The following is a 21,991-nucleotide window of genomic DNA, read 5'->3' as shown; positions in this document are numbered from 1 at the left end:
CAGCGATGGCAGCGCCGACGACGCCGCCGGCGGTGACCGCGCCCCAACCCCGGTGGACCGACCGCGTGCTGGAGCTGGAGGTCGGGCCCGTCGCGCACGGCGGGCACTGCGTCGCGCGGCACGACGGCCGGGTGGTGTTCGTCCGGCACGCGTTGCCGGGGGAGCGGGTGCGGGCCGTCGTCGACGAGGACAAGGGCGGCGGGTTCTGCCGCGCCGACACCGTCGCGGTGCTGGAACCGGCGCCGACGCGGGTGTCGGCGCCGTGCACGTGGGCCCGCGCGGGCGGGTGCGGCGGCTGCGACCTGCAGCACGTCGAACCCGCCGAGCAGCGTGCGCTGAAGGCGGCGGTGCTGGCCGAGCAGCTGCGCAGGCTCGCCGGGATCGAGCTCGACGTCGTCGTCGAGGAGCTGCCGGGCGGGCCGCTCGGCTGGCGCAGCCGGGTGCGGCTGGCCGTCGACGAGGAGGGCCGGGCCGGGCTGCGGGCGCACCGCAGCCATGACGTGCTGGCCGTCGCCGACTGCCCGCTTGCCCCGCCCGACTCCCTGCACGACGTGCTGGACAGCGGTTTCGTGCCGGGCACCGAGGTGGACGTCGTCACCGACGCCGACGGGGTCGTGCACGTCGACGGCTCCGGCGGGCCTGCGGTGCAGCGCGCGGCCGGCCGGGAGTGGCTGCTCTCGCCCGGGGTGTTCTGGCAGGTGCACCCGGCGCTGGCCGAGACGCTCGCCGGGGTGGTGCGGGAATGGGCGGCGGCACCGCGCGGCGGCACCGCGTGGGACCTCTACGGCGGCGTGGGGCTCTTCGCGTCGGTGCTGGCCGGGCAGGTCGGGCGCGACGGCGCGGTCACCGTGGTCGAGTCGTCGGGTGCGGCCGTCGCCGACGGCCGGGCGGCGCTCGCCGACCTCCCGCAGGTCGGGTGGCTGGTCGGGCGGGTCGAGCGGGAGATCACCGGGCTCGGCGCGGAGCCCGACGTGATCGTGGCCGACCCGCCGCGGCGTGGGCTGGGCCGGGAACTGGTCGACGCGCTGTGCGCGGCCGGGCCGCAGCGGCTGGTGTACGTGGCGTGCGACCCGGCGGCGCTGGCGCGTGACGTCGGGCTCCTCGCGCAGCGCGGCTACCGGATGGAGCGGCTGCGGGCCTTCGACGCGTTCCCGATGACCCACCACTTCGAGTCGATCGCGCTGTTCGTCCCGGCCACCTGACCGGCGCCGGCGCAGGTCGAGATGCGTGCGTTGCGCGCGTGAGGGCAGGAAAGCCACTTTCAGGCCCTGTGAGGGCAGGAAAGTGGCTTTCCTGCCCTTCAGACACCCAGCCCGCCCGGCGGCCGTCGGGCTCGCCATGATGGCGGTGTGGAGCTGAGCGGATGGCGTCCCGAGCCGGTCACCGTCGCCGGGCGGATCGACCCGTGGCCGGCGGGGGCCTTCGCCGCGCTGCTGGACGAGCCGGCGCCGGCGGACCGGTCGGACGAGCTGCCGCCGCTGTGGCACTGGTTCCACCTGCTCGACCACCCCGCGCAGGCCGAGCTCGGCGATGACGGGCACCCCACCGCCGGTCCGTTCCAGCCGCCGATGCCCGACCGGCGTCGCATGTTCGCCGGCGGGCGGGTCCGCTTCGCCGAGCCGCTGCGGTTCGACGACCAGGTCACCCGACGGTCGACGCTGGTGGCGGCGACGCCGAAGACCGGGCGCAGCGGCGAGATGGTCTTCGTGACCGTCCGCCACGAGTACCTCCGCGACGGGGCCGTCGCGATCGTCGAGGAACAGGACTTTGCCTACCGCAGCCAGCCGGCCGGGGAACGGCGCGCGCTGGCGCTCGCCGGACCCGCCGAGGACGGCGAGCAGGTGGCGGAGCCCGCGTGGCGGGTGCGGGTCGAGCCCGACGCGGCCATGCTGTTCCGGTTCAGCGCGCTGACCTACAACACCCACCGCATCCACTACGACCACCCGTACGTCACCGCCGTCGAGGGCTACCCGGGGCTGGTCGTGCACGGCCCGCTGCTCGCGTTGCTGCTGCTGGAGCTGCCGCGCCGGTTCGCGCCGGACCGGGCCGTGCGCTCGTTCGCCTACCGGCTGCGCAGCCCCGTCTTCGCCGGCGCCGCCGTCGAGGCCGTCGGAACTGCTGGCAACGGCGAGGTCGGGCAGGAGTGGCGGGCCGGGCGGCTGCCGTCACGGGAGAGATCACGTACGCGTGAGTGCGTGCTCCGCGGCCGCGCGGGCGAACGCGACGACGAGCGGGTGCGGGCGCGTCCCGTCGCCGGCCAGCTCGGGCTGGAACAGGGTGGCCAGGAAGAACGGGTGCTCGGGCAGCTCGAGCACGCGCACCTCGCCTTCGTCGTCGTGGCCGGTGAACACCATGCCGTGCCGGCGCAGGGTGTCCAGGTAGGCGGGGTCCGGCCCGTAGGAGCAGACGTAGCTCTCCACGGTCCGGTCCGCGCCGATCACCTCCGCGACGCGGCTGCCGGCGGCGAACCGCACCGCCCGCTCGTGCCCGGCCAGCGAGCACGCCAGTGGGACGATCACCGCGCGGGTGGAGCCGGGGGTGTTCTCGGCGTGGTCGACGTCGAGCCCGCAGACCGTGCGCGCGAACTCCAGCACGGCGTGCTGGAAGCCCCCGCACGTGCCCAGGAACGGGATGTGCCGCTCGCGCGCGGTCCGGATGGCGGCGAGCGCGCCGGCCTCGTTGCGGTAAGGGCTGCCGGGAACGGTCCACACGGCGTCGAAGCCGTCGACGGCACCGGGCTCCGCCGCGTCGTCCGTCGGGACCCAGTAGGCGTCGAGCACCAGCTCGTCGCGCTCGGCGAGCGCGTCCAGGAGCGCAGGGATGCGGACGTGTGAGCGGACGGCGGGGGACCGGTCGCCCACCAGCGCGAGTCGTGGGATCACGGCCCCAGCGTGCGTGCTCACGGCGAGAAGCACCAACGATGATCTGTGCACGCCCGATCAGAGATACTGATGCAGGTGGATCCGCACCTGCTTCGCACGTTCACCGCGGTCGCCCGGCTGGGCTCGTTCTCGGGCGCGGCGCGGGAGCTGGGCTACACGCAGTCGGCGGTGTCGCAGCACGTCGCGGCGCTGGAGGCGGATCTCGGGACGGAGCTGCTCCGCAGGCGACCGGTGGTGCCGACGCCGGCCGGCGAGCGGCTGCTGGAACACGCGGGACCGCTGCTGCTCCGGCTCGCGGCCGCCCGCGCCGATGTCGCCCGGCTCAGCGCGTCCGCGGCGGGAAGGGTGCGGATCGCCGCGTCCGCGCTCGCGATGGTCGAGCCGGTCGTCGCGTCGATAGCGGGGGTCCGGCCCGCCACGCAGATCACCATCCAGGCGCTGGGCCGGGCCGCCGCCGTCGCGGCGGTTGCGACGGGTGTGGTGGACATCGGGCTCGTCGACGGCATCGCGGCGCCGAGCGACCCGCTCCCGCTGGAGTCCACCGGTCCGCTCGCGCGAGTGGCGGTCGCGGAGCAGCCGCTGGTGGTGGCGGTCCCGCAGCGGCACCCGCTCGCGGCTCGGCGCGGCGTGCGGCTCGCGGACCTGGCCGACGCGCGGTGGATCGACGCTCCGGACGCGGCCGTCGAGCTCGACCGGTTGCGCGCCGTGTGCGGCACCGGCGCGTTCCGGGCGGCGCTGCGGGTCGAGGGCACCGACGTGCGTGGAGTGCTCGCGCTGGCAGCTGCCGGGTGCGGTCTCGTCGCCGTCCCGGCACAGGCGCTCGCCGGCGCTGCCGCGGTGGGGCTGGAGCTGCGGGAGCCACGGGTCGTGCACCGGGTCGAGGTGCTGCACGGGCCGGCGGTCGGTGGCGCCGTGGGCGCCGTCGCGGAGCTGCTTGCCAACGCTTAGTGCAAGCTGCCATAGTGCATCTTGCATCAGGGAGGAACACCATGCCGTTGCGTCGAGCCGATCGGGATCTGCCCGGTCTCACCGTGCTCGCGTTGCTGCTCACCGGCCCGCGGCACACCTACGAGATGCACCGGCTCATGATCGACACGCGCAAGGACTTCGTCACCGGGCTGCCGCGGAGCATGTACCACTCCGTCGAGCGGCTGCTGCGCGACGGGCTGATCGTCGTCGACGGCACCGTCCGCGACGGCACCCGGCCCGAGCGGATCGTCTACGCCGTCACCGACGAGGGCCGCGCGGAGGTCGCCGAGCGGATCCGCAGGCTGCTGCGCACCCCCGACCCCGATGCGACGCTGCTGGTGGCGGCGCTGTCGTTCATCGGGTGCCTGCGGCCCGACGACGCCGCAGCGGCCTTGCGCGCCCGGCACGACACTCTCGCCGCGCGCTGCGTCGAGTTGCGGGAGGCGATCGAGGGGATCCCGATACCGCGCGTGCTGATGCTGGAGGCGGAGTTCGAGTTCAACCGCGCCGCGTCTGAACGCGACTGGGTGGCCGATCTCGTCGCCGAGCTGGAATCAGGTGGGCTGGGCTGGCCGGCCGACCCGCGGGAGCTTGCGGAGGAGGCAGCACAAGCGATCTCGACAGAGAAGTAGGTGGCCCGGGGCGGCGTTGGCCCGCCGCACCCGGACCGGAACCGCAAACACCCGACCACGGTCGCGCGGCACGGCTCGGAACTGCACCGATGAGCCTACTGCGCCGGACGGCCGTGCTCATCGAAGGGAAGAAGCATGTCCGAAGAAGTCAGGATCGAAGAGACGCTCGCCAGGATCGGCGAAGCGTGGAACGCGGGGGACGCGGCGGCGTACGCCGCGGAGTTCACGGAAGACGCCACGTACGTCACCTTCAGCGGCGACGTCATGCACAACCGCACGGCGATCGGGGACGTCCACCGCTGGTTGTTCGAGGGGCCGCTGCGCGGCTCGCGGATGGTCGGCCTGGGACAGCCCGGCGAGGTGGCGGGCACCGACCACAAGATCCGGTTCCTCCGGCCCGGCGTCGCGCACGTCCTGTCCGGTGGCGGCGTCGAGCTCGCCGGCTCGGCCGGGCTGCCGGCCGACCGCGAGTCGGTGGTGACGTTCGTGCTGGTCGAGGACGGCGGGGAGTGGCGGGTCGCGGCCTTTCAGAACACCCGGCGGTCGACGGAGGCGCGGTCGTGAGCGGCCGCGAGCCGCGACTGCTCTTCGAGGTGTCTGCGCCGGTGCGGGCGAGCGTCGAGGAGCTGGAGGCACTCATCGACAGCGGCTGGCTCGTGCGCGAGCTGGGCTGGGGCGCAGGGTCGCTGGGATTGGGGCCGCTGGGATCGGGGCCGGGCGCCGGTCCGAGCGCGTGGCAGGGCCGCGGCCGCGTCGGCATGCAGGGTGGATGGTGGTACCGCGGCGAGTACACGGCCGAGCAGATCGGGGTCGAGGTACGCCTCGTGCATCGCGTCTTCAACATCGCGAACCAGGGGTGGTGGGCGCCGGCGCTCGCGAACCGGCTCTTCATCGGCTACCGCGCGGCCCTGCAGCGCGGTACCGACGACCTCGCGCTCAAGGCGACCGAGGCGGTGCACGCATGATCCTCGTGACGAGCGCGACCGGGCGCGTCGGCGGTGAGCTGGTGGCGCAGCTGCTCGACGCGGGGGAGACCGTGCGGGCGTTCACCCGCGACCCCGAGCGGGCGGCACAGGTGCTGCCGGGCGGGGTCGAGATCGCCGGCGGCGATCTGGCGACCGGCGACGGTGTCGCCGCGGCCGCCCAGGGCGTGCGAGGCGTGTTCCTGTTCCTCGACGCCACCCGTGGCCCGTCCGGCGGCGCCGGGCCCGCCGCGGAGCTGCTGGCCGGCGCAGGTGTCGAGCGGGTGGTGGCGCTCTCGTCGGCGTCGGCAGCCGGTGATCCGACCAACATGATCGCGGGCTGGCACATCGCGGCCGAGGCCGCGGTCGCCGCGGCGGGGCTGGCGGCGACCGTGCTGCGGCCCGGCGAGTTCATGTCGAACGCGCTGGAGTGGGCGCAACAGCTGCGCGCGGGTGGGGTCGTGCGCATCCCCTTCTCCGACGAGCCGGGCGCGCCGATCGACCCGGCCGACATCGCCTCCGTCGCGGCCGTCGCGCTGCGGGAACCCGGTCTCGCCGGCCGGGTGCTCGATCTCAGCGGCGGGGAGTACACCAGCCCGCGGCAGCGTGCCGCGACGCTGGCCGGCGTGCTCGGGCGCGAGATCGTCGTCGAGGACGTCCCGGAGGCGGAGTACATCGAGCGGATGAGCGGGTACCTACCGCCGGTCGTCGTCGAGGCGGTGCTGGACCTGCTGCGGCAGGCCCGCGCCAAGGGCGGCGGGGCGCAGGACTGGCTGTGGCCCACCGTCCGCGACGTCACAGGCCGCGCACCCCGCACGTTCGAGGACTGGGCGACCGCCCACGCAGCGGCGTTCACGTAACCAACTTCCCCACCGTTTTGGGCACATGCGCGCCCTGGCGGCGCGCATCCACCCAAAACGGTGGGGAAGTCCGGCCGAGGTCCCCACCGTTTTGCCAACCTGCACGCCGTTTTGCGTGTGCAAGTAGGCAAAACGGTGGGGAAGTTCGTCAGCCTGTCGTGCAGTCGGTCTCGCCCGGGGGCATGTCGAGGGCCGGGTTGCGGTCGAAGAACCCGTGCGGGCGGAGGGTGAAGCCCACGGTGCTGACCGGCATCACCGGCCAGTCCTCCGGCCGCACGACGTGGTGGGCGCCGAACGTGTACCAAACCACGACGTCCGCGCCCTCCAGCGGACGATCACCCGTCACGTAGGCGGGCAGGCCGTCCCCGCCGGGGCTCTGGTTGGGGTAGTCGCCGGCCGCGAACCGCTGCGCCGGGTCGTGCGCGGTGACCCACAGCTGGTGGTCGGTGAACCCCGCCCGCCGGGCGAACAACGCTTCCGGCGCGTACATCGGCGGCACGCTCGCGCCCGGCATCAGGGCGTACGCGGTGGGCCGGCCCAGCGCGGACGTGCGGGTCGCGCTCTCGATCGACCAGTACCGCGCCCGCCGGACGTCGGTGTCGCGCTGCGCGACCGCCTCGCTGACCAGCACGGTCCGGTGGGTACGCCACGCGTTGCCGTGCGGGTTGTCCGGGCCGGCCGGGCTCGGTGCCGAGTCGACCTCGACGACAGTGTTCTCGGTGCCGTCGACGGACATGTCCAGCCGCACGCAGAAGAAGTGCTGGTGGTTGGGCCCGTACAGGCCGGGCGCGACGAGCGTGCCGTGCTCGGGCTCCATCCCGGGCGCGACGGCGCCGGTGGAGATGATGCCCGTGAGCTTGACCTCGTACTCGATCGTCCCGTCGGTGTGCAGGTGCCAGAAGTAGCCGTACTCGTAGTTCCCGACCGTGACGATCGTGGAGATCACCAGCCGCCGCCGGCGGCGCACCTCGACGGCGCCGGTGCGGAAGTCGGTGTGCTTCCACCCAATCCCGGCGTCCTCCTCGTGCATGCACACGGCGTTCGGGATGGTGACGGCGCCGCCGTCGTTGTCGTTGACGACGCCGTCGAAGTAGTGGATGTGCCCGACGCAGTCGCAGCCGAGCGTCAGCGGGTTCGCGAGCCACCCGACGCCGTACTCGCCCTGGTCGAACACGTTCTTGAACCGGTGGGTCGGCGCCGGGTCGCCGTAGGGCACGTACATCTCCGCGAGCGAGGCCCGGTAGAGCACCGGCCGGCCCGCGTAGGCGACCTGGTGCAGCACGAGCCCCTCGCGCGGGGTGAACCCGATCCGCAGCTCCCAGCTCTGCCAGCGCACGGCGTGGCCGTCGACGGTGAAGCTGGGCCCCTCGGGCTGGGTGATCTCGATCGGCCGGACGCCGTCGCGGCGCTCCTGCGCCCACGGCGGCGCGTAGTTGCCCGGTTCCGTCGGCAACGGCACGACGCCGTGGTCGATCACGTCGACGACCTCACCCGCATCGAGGTCGACCTCCACGATCAGGCCCTCGACCGGCCGCGCGTACCCGTTCTCGCCCGGCTCGGCGCGCACGAACGTGAGCGGCCGCGCGAGCCGCCGCCGCGACGGGTCGTCCTCGGGCCCGGTCCAGCTGGACGCCCACGGGTCGACCATCGTCAGCGAGAAGTCCTCGACGCCGCGCCTGCGCATCGCCTCCTGCCAGCGCGGATCGGCCTGCACCAGCGCCTCGCACGACATGAACTCCTCGAGCATCATCGGCGGCTGGACGCCGTCGACGCGGGCCCACGACACGACCGTGCGTGCACCGATGTCGACGACCGCCTCGTAGGTCGCCTTCGCCGCCCGGTCGTAGGCGACGACGTGCGCCTGCCGCGGCAGCGCCGCGCCGCCCGCCAGCACCTGCTCCTTCGGCGGCTCGTGCAGCGCGACGAAAACGAAGCGGGTGCTGGGCTCCAGCTGCTTCGCCTCGCGCAGCACGGCCGCCGCCGCGGTGATCTCGTGGGCCGAGAGCGGGTCGAGCGGGTGGGTGGTGGTGACGGGGTCCTCGACGGCGGTCATGCAACCGGCGTACCGCCCTTACCCTGTTCAGCACAAGGGGTCGGAAAGGCACTTTCCGGACGCCGACCCCTTGGAAATGCCGTTGGGGCGGCCCGGGACGATGTACCTGTGACAAGCACGCCGCCCAGCACGCAGCAGTCCGTCCAGCAGCGCATCGCCGACGAGCTCGGCGTCCGCCCCAACCAGGTCGCCGCGGCCGTCGAGCTGCTCGACGGCGGCGCGACGGTGCCGTTCATCGCCCGCTACCGCAAGGAGGCGACCGGCACGCTGGACGACGCGCAGCTGCGCACGCTGGAGGAGCGCCTCGGCTACCTGCGCGAGCTGGAGGAGCGCCGCAGCGCCGTGCTGGAGGAGATCCGCAAGCAGGGCAAGCTCGACGAGGCGCTCGAGGAGCGGATCCGGGCGGCCGAGTCGAAGGCCCGGCTGGAGGACATCTACCTGCCGTTCAAGCCCAAGCGGCGCACCAAGGCGATGGTCGCGCGCGAGGCGGGGCTGGAGCCGCTGGCCGACACCCTGCTCACCGACCCCGAGCAGGACCCCTCGACCGTTGCGGCCGGGTTCCTGAACGAGCAGGTCGCGGACGTCGCGGCGGCGCTGGAGGGCGCGCGGGCGATCCTCGTCGAGCGGTTCGCCGAGGACGCCGACCTGATCGGCGGGCTGCGCGAGCGGGTGTGGACGAAGGGCCGGCTCGTCACGAAGGTCCGGGAGGGCAAGGAGACCGAGGGGGCGAAGTTCGCCGACTACTTCGACTTCTCCGAGCCGTTCACGAAGCTCCCGTCGCACCGGATCCTCGCGGCGTTCCGCGGGGAGAAGGAGGAGGTGCTCGACATCGCGCTCGAACCCTCCGAGGACAGCACCGCGACGCCCGAGCCGGGGGCCGTGACCGAGTTCGAGCGCACCATCGCGGCGGCGTTCGGCATCGCCGACAAGGGCCGCGCGGCCGACAAGTGGCTCGCCGAGGTCGTGCGCTGGGCGTGGCGCACCCGGATCCTCGTGCGGCTCGGCATCGACATCCGGGTCCGGCTGCGCGCCGCCGCCGAGGAGGGCGCGATCGGGGTGTTCGCGTCGAACCTGCGCGACCTCCTGCTCGCCGCGCCCGCCGGCAGCCGCGCCACGATGGGGCTCGACCCGGGGCTGCGCACCGGTGTCAAGGTCGCGGTCGTCGACGCCACCGGCAAGGTCGTCGCCACCGACACGATCTACCCGCACGAACCCCGCCGGGCCTGGGACGCGTCACTGGCCACGCTCACGAAGCTCGCCGCCGCGCACGACGTCGAGCTGGTCGCGATCGGCAACGGCACGGCGTCGCGCGAGACCGACAAGCTCGCGCGCGAGCTGGCCGCCCGCAACCCCGCGCTCAAGCTGACACCGGTGATGGTCAGCGAGGCCGGCGCCTCGGTGTACTCGGCATCGGCTTACGCGTCGGCGGAGCTGCCCGAGCTGGACGTCTCCCTGCGCGGCGCGGTGTCGATCGCGCGGCGGCTGCAGGACCCGCTGGCCGAGCTGGTCAAGATCGACCCCAAGTCGATCGGCGTCGGCCAGTACCAGCACGACCTCGCCGAGTCGGCGCTCTCCCGCTCCCTCGACGCCGTCGTCGAGGACTGCGTGAACGCCGTCGGCGTCGACGTCAACACGGCCTCGGCGCCGCTGCTGCGCCGCGTCTCCGGCATCACGGAGGGCCTCGCGTCGCAGATCGTCGCGCACCGCGACGCCAACGGGCCGTTCCGCACACGCACCGCGCTCGCCGACGTGCCGCGCCTCGGCCCGAAGGCGTTCGAGCAGTGCGCCGGCTTCCTGCGCATCCGCGGCGGCGACGACCCGCTCGACGTCTCGGGTGTGCACCCCGAGGCCTACCCGGTGGTCCGCAAGATCCTCGGCGCCGCCAAGACCGACATCGCCACGCTCATCGGGAACGCGCCGAAGCTCAAGTCGCTGCAGCCCAAGCAGTTCGTCACCGAGCAGTTCGGGCTGCCGACGGTCACCGACATCCTCACCGAGCTGGAGAAGCCCGGCCGCGACCCGCGCCCCGCATTCCGCACCGCGACCTTCGCGGAGGGCGTGCACAAGATCTCCGACCTGAGGCCAGGAATGCTGCTGGAGGGCCAGGTCACCAACGTCGCCGCCTTCGGCGCGTTCGTCGACATCGGCGTGCACCAGGACGGGCTCGTGCACGTCTCCGCGATGTCGAAGACGTTCGTGAGCGACCCGCGGGAGGTCGTGAAGTCCGGCGACGTCGTGCGCGTCAAGGTGCTGGAGGTCGACGAGGCCCGCAAGCGGATCTCGCTGACCCTGCGCCTCGACGACGAGCCCGGCGCGGGCGGCAAGCCGCGCGGCGACCAGCAGCGTGGCGGCGGCCAGCGGGACGGGCAGCGCGACGGCCAGCGCGACGGGCAGAAGGGCCGTGACCGGGGTGGTGACAGGCGCGGTGACAAGCGGGGTGGCGGTCAGGGCGGTCAGGGTGGTCAGCGCGGTGGCGGCGACCGCCGTGGTGACAGCCGCGGCGGGCGTCCCGGCGGCTCCGGCGGCTCGGGTGGCTCGGGCGGCGGGCTCGGCAACAGCGCGATGGCCGACGCGTTGCGCCGTGCCGGGCTCACGGGGGACAAGAAGCGGTAGCGGCAGCAACGGGGGGTTGCATCGTGCACATGGTCATCGAGGTCCCACCGGACCCGACGCGGTACGACCGCGTCGTCCGCAGCGTGAACGCCAGGACGTTCCTGTGGATGCGCATCGGCGCGGCCGTGGTGGTGCTGCTCGGGGTGTGGCTGCTCTTCGCGAGCGCTGTCACCTACGGTGTCGGGCTGGTGTGCGCCGGTGGCGCCCTGCTGTTCGCGCCGCTGCTGGCCAAGCGGTCCAACCGCGACATCGCCGCCCGGGTCAACGGCCCGTCGACCGTCGTGCTCGCCGACAGCGGCGTCACGACCATCGAGCCGGGCATGCGCGGCGACGTGAGCTGGGAGAGGTTCGGCGAGGCCCGCGAGACCGCGTCCGAGTTCATCCTGCACCTGGCGCGGATCCAGGTCGTGATCGTCCCGAAGCAGCTGATGGCGCCGGGGCAGGACGCCGTGCTGCGGGCGTTCCTGCAGCAGCGGCAGCAGCTGGTGTGAGGGGTGGCGCTGGAGCCACTGACCCGCCCTGGGTGCTCGGGGAGAGTGGGCGCCCTGCGGACGGAGGTGCGTGACTGTGACCGCGCAGCTCACCTGGGGGAGGGGCAGGGCAGGAAAGCCACTTTGCTGCCCTGTGAGGGCCGGAAAGTGGCTTTGCTGCCCTCGCTTGCGCCACACATGGCGGCGGGTAGGTGGGGCGCCGGCTCAACCCCCGGCCGGTCAGGCCTCGCCCGTGAGCAGCGCCACCACCCCGTCGACGTCGCCGAGGTCGGGGAGCACGTGGTGCGCCCCGGCCGCTTCGAGCTCGGCCGCGGGAGTGTGCCCGGTCGCGACCGCTACGGCTGTCACGCCTGCGCCCAGCGCCGCTGCCACGTCGCGGACGGTGTCGCCGACCACGAGCACCTCGTCGAACGGCCCGTACGCGATCTCCGCGCGCTCGCGGCTGCGGCGCACGAGCGTGGCGCGCACGGCGTCGTCGTCGCCGTAGCCGCCGACCACGGTGTCGAGGTAGCGGTCCAGGCCGAACGCCGCGACCTTGCCGATCCCGACCGCGGCGATGTTGCCGGTGACCAGCGTCTGCACCACGTCGGGCCGCGCGTGCAGCGCCGCCAGCACCTGCTCGACGCCGGGCAGCAGCCGCCCCTCGGCCGGCACCCGGTGGCTCTGCGCGGCGAACTCCGCGGCGTAGGCGGTGAAGAACGCCTCCAGGTGCGGCGTCGCCTCGGCGATCCCGTGCTGGGCGAACAGCAGCGGGGTCATCTCCAGGTCGGTCGTGCCCGCCGCGGCGAACACCCCGGTCCACGGGACCCCGGTGACGGCCGTGAACGCCGTGCCGTACGCCTCCACACCGACACCACCGGCCGCGATCAGGGTGAGGTCGACGTCCCACATCACGAGGCGCTGCACGTCCCGATCGTGCCGCATGCGCCCCCCGGGGCCCGGGTGAGCCGCGTCACCTGGGAGTATGTGGAGCCGACAGTGCGTTGACACTGTTTGAGACCGCACCGGCCAGGCAGAACTCGTGCAGAGGGCCACGCGGGCTCGCCCGCGGGGCACGCGACCGTGCCCCGCCCGCTGCGACGAAAGACGTGAGTTGACCCTGAACGAGCACGTGCTCGACCTGCCCGCTTTCTCCGATCTCCCGCTCCGCCCCGAGCTCCTCGCCGCCGTCGAGGAACTCGGCTACACCGCACCCAGCCCGATCCAGGCGCAGGCCATCGGGCCCCTCATCGAAGGCCACGACCTGCTCGGGCAGGCCGCGACCGGCACCGGCAAGACGGCTGCCTTCGCGCTGCCCATGCTGGAGCGCCTCGCCGAGCTGCGCCCCGAGCGCTCGCGTGGCGACGCCCCGTTCGGCCTCGTGCTGACCCCGACCCGCGAGCTCGCGCTGCAGGTCGCCGAGGCCGTCACCCGCTACGGCGCGCGGCTCGGTGCCCGCGTGCTCACCGTTTACGGCGGCGCGCCCGTCGGCCCGCAGTGGAAGGCGCTGCAGCAGGGCGTCGACGTCGTCGTCGCCACGCCGGGTCGCGCGATCGACCTGATGAACCGCGGCGCGCTGCGCCTCGACGCGCTCGAGACCGTTGTGCTCGACGAGGCCGACGAGATGCTCGACATGGGCTTCGTCGAGGACATCGAGACCCTCCTCGACGCCACTCCGGACACCCGGCAGGCGGTGCTGTTCAGCGCCACCATGCCGCGCCGGATCGAGGTGCTCGCGCAGAAGTACCTCCGCGAGCCGATCACCGTCCGGATCCGCCGCGAGGCGGTTGCCGAGGGTGAGGCGCCGAAGGTGCGCCAGACCGCGTACCTCGTGCCGCGCACCCACACCACCGCGGCCCTCGGGCGTGTGCTGGAGGCGGAGCGGCCCACGGCCGCGATCGTGTTCTGCCGCACCCGCCTCGACGTCGACGCCGTCACCGAAACGCTGACCGCCCGCGGCCTGCGTGCCGAGGCGCTGCACGGCGGCATGGACCAGGAACACCGCACCCGCGTGGTCGAGCGGCTGCGCAGCGGCCGCACCGAGCTGCTCGTCGCGACCGACGTCGCCGCTCGCGGCCTCGACATCGACCTGCTCACGCACGTCGTCAACCACGACGTCCCCCAGAGCTCCGAGGCCTACGTGCACCGGATCGGCCGCGTGGGCCGCGCCGGGCGCGAGGGCGTCGCGATCACGCTCGTCCCGCCGTCGAAGGTCCACGCGCTGCGTGCCGTCGAGCGGCTCACCGGGCAGCCGATCGAGTTCGCGCCCGTCCCGACCGCAGCCGACCTGCGGGCTGCCCGCCTCGAGCGCACCCGCGCCGCGCTCGAGGAGCAGCTGCTCAGCGGCACCGACGCCGACGACGTCCGCGGCATGCTCGCCGGCCTCGCAGCCGAGCACGACCTGCTCGATGTCGCCACGGCCGCCGTCCAGCTGATGCAGGCCGTCGCCGGCACCCCGGACGATGGCGACGACATCCCGGTCGTCACACCGGGTCGCGCAAGCGGCCCGCGCGAGGCTCGGGGCCGCGGTGGCGCCGCTGGTACCCGGCCGCCGAAGACCGGCATGACCAGGCTGTTCGTCAACGCCGGCCGGGCCGGCGGGGTGCGCCCGCAGGACATCGTCGGCGCGCTCGCGAACGAGTCGAACCTGTCGGGCCGCGACATCGGCGCGATCCAGATCCACGAGCGCCACGCGCTCGTGGAGATCCCCGAGCATGCCGCCGACGACGTGCTGCGCAGCCTCCGCGGCAGCACCACGTTGAAGGGTCGGCGCGCGAACGTGCGCCGCGACCGCGGCTTCGCGGCCGCCGGCGCGGGCCGGGGCCGGCGCGACTGACCGACCCGGACCAGACTGCACGCCGGGTCACGTCGGCTGCGTGAGCAGCGTGTGGAAGGTCAGCAAAGCCACTTTCATGCAACCACGTTGCATGAAAGTGGCTTTCCTGACGGCCCGGGAGGCGGGTCGGCACCGGAACAACCGAGGCCGGGGCCCGAGCAGGATGCGTGCGATTCGCACGCGAGGGCAGCAAAGCCACTTTCCGGCCCTCACAGGGCAGCAAAGTGGCTTTCCTGCCCTCCCCGCGCCGAGGGTTGCGGCGCACTTCCTGCAACCGCCGGCTGCCTGCGCGGGCGATCCGTCCTCCGGTTGTCCACGATAGGCGAAGCGTGTTTATGATGCTGCACGTGAGGAGGTCGTGATGCTGCCACAGGAGTCGGCTGCCGGCGGTTCGTGGGAGCCCATCGTCGACGCGATCGGGCCCAAGATCCGCGACGGGCGGGGCGCGCTCGGGTTGTCGTTGCAGCAGCTCGCCGCGCGGTCGGGGGTCTCGGCGGCCGCGATCCACAAGGTCGAGCGCGGCGACATGGTCCCGACCATCACGACCCTGCTCAAGCTCGCCGCGGCGCTCGGCCGCCCGATCGGCCACTTCGTCGACGACGGCGCTGCTACCGCCCCGATCGCGTCGCACGTCAAGGCCGGTGAACGGCGGCCCGCTCCCGGCGACTGGACGCCGGCGGCCGAGCGCGTCACCGCGCAGGTGCTCGCCTCCCCGACCGAGCGGCTGCGCGCCTCCGGCGTCGCAGCCGTGGTCGAGCCCGGTGGTGGCAGCGGCAGCAGCCGTTCGCTGCGCGCGGGCGAGGAGATCCTGATGGTCCTCGACGGCACCCTGCAGGTCGAGATCAGCGGCGAGCGCTACGACGTCGCCGCGGGCGACGTCCTGCACTACCCGGCCGACCGCCCGCACACGTGGCGCAACAGCACCGACACCCCGACGACGGCCGTCTGGTTCACGGTCCCCGGATGAGCGAGGGGCTCGACGAGATCGTCGCGTCCGTCCTCGCCAATCCCGGTCTGCGCTCGAAGGCCGAGATCGGGCTGGTCAGCGACGTGCTGGGGGCGTCGGACTGGCTGGGAGGGCCAGGCGACGACGGCGCGGTCGTCGACGCGGGCGGCACGAAGGTCGTCGGCTGCGGTGAGGCGATCTTCCCGCCGTTCGTCGCGGCCGACCCGCACGCCGCGGGGTTCGCGGCGGTGCTGACCAACGTCAACGACATGGCCGCGATGGGTGCGGTGCCCCTCGGCATCGTCGACACGGTCGTGGCGACCCCCGATGTGGCGCGCACCGTGCTGGCTGGCATGCGCGAGGCGTCGCTGCTCTACGACGTGCCCGTCATCGGCGGGCACCTCACGATCCACGACGGCCCGCCGGCCGTCTCGGCGTTCGGGGTCGGGCACGCGCCCGTCCCGCTCTCGGTGATCCGCGCGGCACCCGGCCAGTCGCTCGTCGTCGCGGCGGCGCTCGACGGGGAGATGCGCCCCGACTTCCCGTACTTCCCCGCCTTCAAGTCACGCGGCGACCGCTGCGCCGGTGACGTGCGGCTGCTCGCCGAGCTGGCTGCGGCCGGGGTGTGCGTGGCCGCGAAGGACATCAGCATGGCCGGGCTGCTCGGCTCGCTCGCGATGCTGCTCGAACACGGCGACCTCGGTGTCACGGTCGATCTCGACGTGCTGCCGGCGCCGGCCGGCGTGCCGCTGACGCGATGGCTCAACTGCTTCCCGAGCTTCGGGTTCCTGCTCTGCGTGCCGACCGGCCGGGTGACGGAGTGCGTCGCCGCGTTCGAGTCTCGCGAACTGGCTGCCGCGCCTGTCGGAACGCTCGACGGCAGCGGTGAGCTGGCGGTGAGGGCGGGGGCCGAACGGGCGAACGTCCTGCGCCTCGCGGATGTCCGGGTGACCGGTCTCCGGCGTCGTTGACAGTCTTCCCTCCTTACGTATGATGAACGCGCATATCCGATAGTAAACGCGCGTCGAAGGAGAGAGACTGTGGCTCAGATTGTCGGAGAGCGGGCACACGCCGGCGACGCGATCGTCGACTACGACGAGAAGTTGTTCGACGACATCCAGGCCAACGAGGGCGAGAAGGCCTACATCTTCATGCACACGGTGCCCTTCGAGGGCTCCGTCGGCCTGGTCAACATGCTGACCTGCACGCGCATCAACCGGAAGGGCTTCGACACGAGCCTCGTGCTCTACGGGCCCGGCGTGCTGATGGCCTCGGCGACCCGCGGGTTCCCGACGGTCGGCTCGGAGGCCTTCCCCGGCCACCTCGCCTACAACAACCAGCTCCAGACGTTCATGAAGGAAGGCGGCAAGGTCTACGCCTGCCGCTTCGCGATGGCCGCCCTCTACGGCATGCGCGAGACCGACCTCATCGAAGGCGTCAAGCCGATGCACCCGCTCGACGTCCTCGACGCGAACCTCACCGCCCGTCGCGAGGGCGCGCTGGTGATGCAGACCTGGACGCTCTGACCGACGTTGACGACGACCGTCGGTACCGGAACGGCACGGGCTGGAACGGCCCACCGCGTGGAGTGCCGGATCGCCACCGGTGCCGCCGACCTCGGCGTGCACCACGGCATCCGGCATGCGGTGTTCGTCGCCGAGCAGCACGTCTTCGACCGGTCCGACCGCGACGTCCACGACGAGTCCGGCTCGACCGTGCACGTACTGGGCTTGGTCGACGGCGTCCCCGCGGGGACGGTGCGGCTGTTCCCGCTTGAAGGGGGCGTGTGGCAGGGCGACCGGTTGGCCGTCCTGCCGCCGTTCCGGGCGAAGCTGCTGGGCGGTCCGCTGGTGCGCTTCGCCGTCGCCACCGCGGGCGCGCTCGGCGGGCACCGCATGCTCGCGCACGTCCAGCCGGCCAACGGTGCCTTCTTCAGGAGGCTCGGATGGCGGCAGCTCGGCGAGCCCGAGCTGTACGTGGGGTTGCCGCACCTGCTGATGGACATCCAGTTGGGTGCGTCTTGACCGCGACGATGGGCGCTCAGGTTCGAACGGCCGTCGTAGCGCTCGGCGGCAACGCGATCACCAGAGCCGGCCAGGCCGGCACCAGCGACGAGCAGCTCGCCAACGCGCGCGGCATGGCCGACGCCGTCTGCGAGCTGCACGCCGCGGGCTGGCGGGTTGTGCTCGTGCACGGCAACGGGCCGCAGGTGGGCAACCTCGCGATCCAGCAGGACGAGGCCGCGCACCGCGTGCCGCGGATGCCGATGTACCTGCTCGACGCCATGACGGAGGGCCAGCTCGGCTCCGTGGTGACGCTCGCGCTGCACGAGGCGGGCGGCGGGCAGCTGCCGGGGATCGTCACGGTGATCACGCACGTCGTCGTCGACGAGTCCGACCCGGCGTTCGCCCGCCCGACCAAGCCGGTCGGGCCGTTCATGAGCGCCGACGAGGCGAAGCAGCGTTCCGACGAGCTGGGCTGGGTGGTCGCGGAGGACGCGGGCCGCGGCTACCGCAGGCTCGTCCCGTCGCCGCAGCCGCGCGAGATCGTCGAGCTGGAGGCGGTGACGGCGCTGGTCGAGCGGGGGCAGATCGTGATCGCCGCGGGCGGTGGGGGAGTCCCGGTCGTCGTCGATGGCGGTGCCTACCGCGGGGTGGACGCGGTGATCGACAAGGACATCGCGGCGCAGCGGCTCGCGACGGCGCTCGGTGCGGAGGCGTTGGTGCTGGTCACGGACGTCGCCCGGGTGGCGCTCGACCACGGGACCGAGCACGAGCGCCCGATCGAGGTGATGAGCGTCGACGAGGCGCAGGCGCACGCCGACGACGGGCAGTTCCCGGAGGGCAGCATGGGGCCGAAGGTGCGCGCGGCGATCCAGTTCCTGCGCGCCGGCGGGCGCACCGCCGTGATCACCAACGCCGCCCTGGCCGGCACGTCGCTCGGGCCCAGCGGGACGGGCACCCGGATCGTCGCCGCACCCCGCCCGCTCGATGCGCGGATCGGGGCCTGACCGGTGATCCACGACGTCACGCTCTACCGCGACACCTACGTCGACTCGATCACCCAGCTCTCCGGCACCCGCGCGCTCGTCGCCGCCGACGGCGTCGAATGGGCGGCCGCGGCGATGGCCACCCCGGCGAACCTCGACACGCTCGCGGCGGAGGGCTTCGACCTCGACGAGCTCGCGGACTCGGGGGCGAACGACCTGTTCGTCGCGATCCGGGCGGAGTCGCCGGACGCCGTCGAGGGCGCGCGCTCCGCGGGGGAGACCGCGATGTTCGCCGAGCGCGGTGGCGAGCAGGAGGGCGCGGCGGAGCGGCTGCCGCGCACGCTCGGCGAGGCGCTGGCGCTGCAGCCGGGCTCGACCGTCGCGGTGATCTCCGTGCCTGGCGACTACGCCGCGCTGGAGGCGCACAAGGCTCTCTCCGCGGGCCTGGACGTGCTGTTGTTCAGCGACAACGTCCCGGTCGACGCCGAGGTGGAGCTGAAGGACCGGGCCTCCCGGCTCGGCCGGCTGGTGATGGGGCCGGGGGCTGGGACGGCGATGCTCGGGCGGACCTGCCTCGGGTTCGCCAATGTCGTGCGGCCGGGCCCGGTCGGGGTGGTGGCCGCGGCCGGTACCGGGGCGCAGGAGGTCGCGTGCCTGCTCGACCGGTGGGGCGTCGGGGTCACGCAGGTCATCGGGCTGGGCGGGCGCGACCTGTCGGCCGCGGTCGGCGGGCGGATGGCCCTCGCGGCGATCCGGGAGCTGGTCGCCGACGACGCGACCGAGGCGATCCTGCTCGTATCGAAACCGCCCGACGCCGGCGTCGCCGCCGAGGTGCTCGCGGCAGCGAAGGGGAAACCGCTGGTCGCGGCCTTGATCGGGGTGGGTGACCTGCCGGTGCCCGAGGGTGTGACGGTGACGCGGACGCTCGAGGCCGGCGCGCTCGCCGCGGCCGCGGCGTTCGGCGCTGCGCCTGACGTCACCGACGAGCTGGTGGCGCTGGTGAAGGAGCGCTGCGCGGCGCTGCCTGCCCGGCGGACGCTGGTCAGGGGTCTCTTCTCGGGCGGGACGCTCTGCTACGAGTCGCTCGTGCTGCTCGGCGACGTGCTGGGGCGGGTGTACTCGAACACCCCGCTCTCCGCGGAGCTCGCGCTCCCGGCGCCCGACGGCGCGCACGTCTGCCTCGACCTCGGCGAGGAGGAGTACACGAAGGGCCGGCCGCACCCGATGATCGATCCGGAGGCGCGGATCGGGCTGCTGCGCGAGCAGGGTGCCGACCCGGAGGTGGCGGCGATCGTCCTGGACGTCGTGCTCGGCTACGGGGCCCACGCCGATCCGTCCGCCGATCTCGCGCCCGTCTGCCGCGAGATCATCGAAGGCGGCGGGGAGGGTGGCGGGCCGCAGGTCGTCGTGCACGTGCTCGGCACGGAGGGCGACCCGCAGGGCTTCGAGAAGCAGCGCAAGGCGTTCCTCGACGCCGGCTGCCTGGTGCCACCGACGGCTGCGCGTGCGTCGCTGGTGGCCGCGGCGCTCGCGACCAGGACGCCGGAGCTGGCTGCGACCGCCCTATGAGGGCCCTATGAGGGTTGCGCTGGTGTCGCACTCGACCAAGCCGCGGGGCGGGTTGGTGCACACGCTCAGCCTCGCGGAGGCGCTGCACGCGCGGGGCGTCGACGTCCACCTGCTCGCGCTCGGGGACCCGGCGGAGGGGCTGTTCCGGCCGACCCGCGTGCCGCACACCGTCCTGCCCGGCCCGACGAAGGCCGGGACGACGCTCGACGAGCGGGTGTTCCTTTCCATCGACACGCTCGCGTCGGGATTGGTCGGGATGGCGGGAGAGTTCGACGTCCTGCACACCCAGGACTGCATCGCCGCGCGCGCCGCCGCGCGGGTGCGGGACGCCGGGGCCGGCGTGATCGTCGTGCGGACCGTGCACCACGTCGACGACTTCACCACCCGAGCGCTCGTGGAGTGCCAGCGCGCGGCGATCGTCGAGCCCGACGAGGTGCTCGTGGTGAGCGAGCAGTGGCGGGAGATCCTGCGCACGGAGTACGGCCGGACCGCGCGGGTGGTGCCCAACGGGGTGGACCCCGGCCGGTTCCCCGAACCGCCGCCCGCCGAGATCGCGCGGCTGCGCTCGAAGATCGGCGCGAACAACATGTTCCTGTTCCTCGCCGTGGGCGGCGTGGAGCCGCGCAAGGGCAGCGTGCACGCGTTCCGGGCGCTGTCGCGGCTGCGTGCCGAAGGCCTCCCGGTGCTGCTCGCCGTCGTCGGCGGGCACTCCTACCAGGACTACACCGCCTACCGGGACGCCGCGCTCGGCTCGCTGCCGGGGCTCGGCCTGACGCTGGGCACGGACGTCGTGCTGCTCGGCACCGTCGACGACACCGAGCTCGCCGGCTGGTACCACGCCGCGGACGCCCTCTCCTTCCCGTCGGTGAAGGAGGGCTGGGGGCTCGTCGTGCTGGAGGCGATGGGCGCGGGCCTGCCCGTCGTCGCGTCCGACCTGCCGGTGTTCGGCGAGTACCTCGTCGACGGTGAGAACGCCCTGCTGCCCACCGTCGCCGACCCCGCCGCGCTGGCGGAGGCGATGCGCCGGGTCGTGCAGGAGCCCGAACTGCGCGCGCGGTTGGTGGCGGGCGGCGCGGCGACGGTGCCGCGGTTCACCTGGGATGCGAGTGCCCGGCGGCACGAGGAGATCTACGCCGGCCTGTGACGCCAACTTCCCCACCGTTTTGGGCACATGCGCGCCGAATCGGCGCGCATCCACCCAAAACGGTGGGGAGATTGCGGCGGTGCCACCCGGACTTGCCCACCGTTTTGCCAACCTGCACGCCTCCTGGGGTCTGCAGGTTGGCAAAACGGTGGGGACCTTCTACGTGGCGGCTCACTGCTCGGTGGTGAAGGTGATCTCCGGTTGCGTGGTGAGGGTGCGGGTGACGTAGCAGACCCGCTCCGCCGCGGCCATGAGCTTGCGGAGGTCCTCACCTTGCGGGGTGGTCGTCGTGACGGCGACGCGGACCGCGGAGAACCGGGGCCCGTCGTAGGTGCCGGTGGCTTCGACGTTCAGGCCGGAGAGCTCGATGCCGCGCTTCGCCGCCATGAACGCCATCGAGATCGTGAAGCACGAGGCGATCGAGGCCAGGAACACCTCGGTGGGCTGCGGGCCCTTGCCGGTGCCGCCGGCGACGCTCGTGGGCTCGTCGACGATGAGCTCGAACTCGCCCGCGGTGACGACGGCCCGCAGGCCACCGTCCCATCTGGCCTGCACACTGCGTTCGGTGGCCATCGTCGGTGCTCCCTATTCGGCGATATGTCATCTGCGCAACGTCATCGTGGCGTCACGTGGTGCAACAGCTGTGCAACCGGGATGCGGGACGGTGCTCCGCACAAGAGCACCTCCGCGCCCGGGGAGTCGCGATGACCGCAGCTCATGTCCGTACGTCGTGTTGCCGAACCTGTCCCACCGGTCCCACGCATGCAGCTCATCATGATCGGCTCCTGCGCGTCGACGTCGACGGCGAGGAAGTGCTTGCGCTCCTCGAGATGGCGGTGACGTGGCACGAGCTCGACTACAGCGACCATCCCGTGCTCGGCCCGTCCGCGTGGGCGACGTTCGCCGACGCGCACGACTGGGCCGACCGGGACCGCGCGGAGCGCGTGTTCAGCCTCGCGCTGGACATCGTCGGGCGCGCGATCGAGATAGCCCCCGAACCGCCACGGCCCGCCATGGCGAGGGTCATGACGCTCGTCCGCGACTGAACGCACGTATCGGATAGTAG

Annotated in this window: 21 protein-coding genes and 1 pseudogene; 18 read left to right on the top strand and 4 right to left on the bottom strand. The window is 73.3% G+C overall.

The features are described 5' to 3' along the window. The first annotated feature begins 5 nt into the window (after positions 1–5). Positions 6–1,202, top strand: a complete 1,197-nt coding sequence (locus LL648_RS16110; RefSeq protein WP_232663407.1) for a class I SAM-dependent RNA methyltransferase — start codon at positions 6–8, stop codon at positions 1,200–1,202. Between the two features lie 366 nt (positions 1,203–1,568). Continuing rightward, positions 1,569–1,733, top strand: a pseudogene (locus LL648_RS44080) (FAS1-like dehydratase domain-containing protein); the annotation flags it as partial. Between the two features lie 444 nt (positions 1,734–2,177). On the opposite strand, the gene LL648_RS16100 reads toward LL648_RS44080, so the two are convergent. Continuing rightward, complete coding sequence (locus tag LL648_RS16100) at positions 2,178–2,861, bottom strand: CTP synthase C-terminal region-related (seleno)protein (protein ID WP_232663406.1); 684 nt, start codon at positions 2,859–2,861, stop codon at positions 2,178–2,180. Between the two features lie 90 nt (positions 2,862–2,951). Here LL648_RS16100 and LL648_RS16095 point away from each other — a divergent pair, with 90 nt between their 5' ends. From LL648_RS16095 to LL648_RS16075, 5 genes are all read left to right on the top strand, one after another. Continuing rightward, the gene (locus tag LL648_RS16095; protein WP_232663361.1) at positions 2,952–3,830 is read left to right on the top strand and encodes a LysR family transcriptional regulator; all 879 of its coding nucleotides are present in this window, start codon (positions 2,952–2,954) and stop codon (positions 3,828–3,830) included. Positions 3,831–3,871: 41 nt separating this feature from the next. Continuing rightward, positions 3,872–4,483: a PadR family transcriptional regulator gene (locus tag LL648_RS16090; protein WP_232663360.1), complete on the top strand. Its 612-nt coding sequence runs from the start codon at positions 3,872–3,874 to the stop codon at positions 4,481–4,483. A gap of 135 nt (positions 4,484–4,618) precedes the next feature. Further along, on the top strand, positions 4,619–5,047 hold the full coding sequence (locus LL648_RS16085; protein ID WP_232663359.1) for an SgcJ/EcaC family oxidoreductase: 429 nt from the start codon (positions 4,619–4,621) through the stop codon (positions 5,045–5,047). Next, entirely contained in the window at positions 5,044–5,448 is a 405-nt protein-coding gene (locus LL648_RS16080; RefSeq protein WP_232663358.1) for a hypothetical protein, read from the top strand. Before LL648_RS16085 ends, LL648_RS16080 begins: the two co-directional genes overlap by 4 nt. Beyond that, entirely contained in the window at positions 5,445–6,305 is an 861-nt protein-coding gene (locus LL648_RS16075) for an SDR family oxidoreductase (RefSeq protein ID WP_232663357.1), read from the top strand. Before LL648_RS16080 ends, LL648_RS16075 begins: the two co-directional genes overlap by 4 nt. Positions 6,306–6,453: 148 nt before the next feature. Here the strand turns inward: LL648_RS16075 and LL648_RS16070 are convergent, their stop codons facing one another. Continuing rightward, a complete protein-coding gene (locus LL648_RS16070) occupies positions 6,454–8,358 on the bottom strand; it encodes a primary-amine oxidase (RefSeq protein WP_232663356.1) in 1,905 nt (634 codons plus the stop codon). Between the two features lie 108 nt (positions 8,359–8,466). Here LL648_RS16070 and LL648_RS16065 point away from each other — a divergent pair, with 108 nt between their 5' ends. Both LL648_RS16065 and LL648_RS16060 read left to right on the top strand, forming a co-directional pair. Then, a complete protein-coding gene (locus LL648_RS16065) occupies positions 8,467–10,971 on the top strand; it encodes a Tex family protein (RefSeq protein WP_232663355.1) in 2,505 nt (834 codons plus the stop codon). A 29-nt stretch (positions 10,972–11,000) separates the two neighbouring features. Beyond that, positions 11,001–11,462, top strand: coding sequence for a YcxB family protein (locus LL648_RS16060; RefSeq protein ID WP_232663354.1), 462 nt, complete (start codon positions 11,001–11,003; stop codon positions 11,460–11,462). Positions 11,463–11,681: 219 nt separating this feature from the next. Here the strand turns inward: LL648_RS16060 and LL648_RS16055 are convergent, their stop codons facing one another. After that, a complete protein-coding gene (locus tag LL648_RS16055; protein WP_232663353.1) occupies positions 11,682–12,368 on the bottom strand; it encodes an HAD family hydrolase in 687 nt (228 codons plus the stop codon). A 187-nt stretch (positions 12,369–12,555) separates the two neighbouring features. On the opposite strand from LL648_RS16055, the gene LL648_RS16050 reads away from it, so the two are divergent. The 8 genes from LL648_RS16050 (at position 12,556) to LL648_RS16015 (ending at position 20,925) form a co-directional block, all read left to right on the top strand. After that, positions 12,556–14,277, top strand: a complete 1,722-nt coding sequence (locus tag LL648_RS16050) for a DEAD/DEAH box helicase (RefSeq protein WP_232663352.1) — start codon at positions 12,556–12,558, stop codon at positions 14,275–14,277. Positions 14,278–14,638: 361 nt separating this feature from the next. Beyond that, a complete protein-coding gene (locus LL648_RS16045) occupies positions 14,639–15,244 on the top strand; it encodes a helix-turn-helix domain-containing protein (RefSeq protein WP_232663351.1) in 606 nt (201 codons plus the stop codon). Then, positions 15,241–16,194 carry an AIR synthase related protein gene (locus LL648_RS16040; RefSeq protein ID WP_232663350.1) on the top strand — a complete coding sequence of 318 codons (954 nt, stop codon included), beginning with the start codon at positions 15,241–15,243 and terminating at the stop codon, positions 16,192–16,194. The genes LL648_RS16045 and LL648_RS16040 overlap by 4 nt, the downstream gene beginning before the upstream one ends. Positions 16,195–16,263: 69 nt before the next feature. Beyond that, entirely contained in the window at positions 16,264–16,749 is a 486-nt protein-coding gene (locus LL648_RS16035; RefSeq protein WP_232663349.1) for an MSMEG_0572/Sll0783 family nitrogen starvation response protein, read from the top strand. A gap of 57 nt (positions 16,750–16,806) precedes the next feature. Continuing rightward, positions 16,807–17,247 (top strand): MSMEG_0567/Sll0786 family nitrogen starvation N-acetyltransferase, encoded by a 441-nt coding sequence (locus tag LL648_RS16030; protein ID WP_232663348.1) that lies wholly within the window; start codon positions 16,807–16,809, stop codon positions 17,245–17,247. Beyond that, complete coding sequence (locus LL648_RS16025) at positions 17,244–18,233, top strand: carbamate kinase (protein ID WP_232663347.1); 990 nt, start codon at positions 17,244–17,246, stop codon at positions 18,231–18,233. Before LL648_RS16030 ends, LL648_RS16025 begins: the two co-directional genes overlap by 4 nt. A 3-nt stretch (positions 18,234–18,236) precedes the next feature. Then, on the top strand, positions 18,237–19,781 hold the full coding sequence (locus LL648_RS16020) for a protein FdrA (RefSeq protein ID WP_232663346.1): 1,545 nt from the start codon (positions 18,237–18,239) through the stop codon (positions 19,779–19,781). 22 nt (positions 19,782–19,803) lie between these two features. Continuing rightward, positions 19,804–20,925, top strand: coding sequence for an MSMEG_0565 family glycosyltransferase (locus LL648_RS16015; protein WP_232663345.1), 1,122 nt, complete (start codon positions 19,804–19,806; stop codon positions 20,923–20,925). A gap of 171 nt (positions 20,926–21,096) precedes the next feature. Here LL648_RS16015 and LL648_RS16010 read toward each other — a convergent pair whose 3' ends face one another. Beyond that, a complete protein-coding gene (locus LL648_RS16010; protein ID WP_232663344.1) occupies positions 21,097–21,498 on the bottom strand; it encodes an OsmC family protein in 402 nt (133 codons plus the stop codon). Between the two features lie 257 nt (positions 21,499–21,755). Here LL648_RS16010 and LL648_RS16005 point away from each other — a divergent pair, with 257 nt between their 5' ends. Beyond that, on the top strand, positions 21,756–21,971 hold the full coding sequence (locus LL648_RS16005) for a hypothetical protein (protein WP_232663343.1): 216 nt from the start codon (positions 21,756–21,758) through the stop codon (positions 21,969–21,971). Positions 21,972–21,991: the final 20 nt, after the last annotated feature.

This window comes from Pseudonocardia sp. TRM90224, from assembly GCF_021245725.1.
In the GTDB taxonomy this organism is placed as follows: Bacteria; Actinomycetota; Actinomycetes; order Mycobacteriales; family Pseudonocardiaceae; genus Pseudonocardia.
The sequence above is the reverse complement of the archived record's forward strand: the minus strand, read 5'-3'. Positions and strand labels throughout refer to the sequence as shown.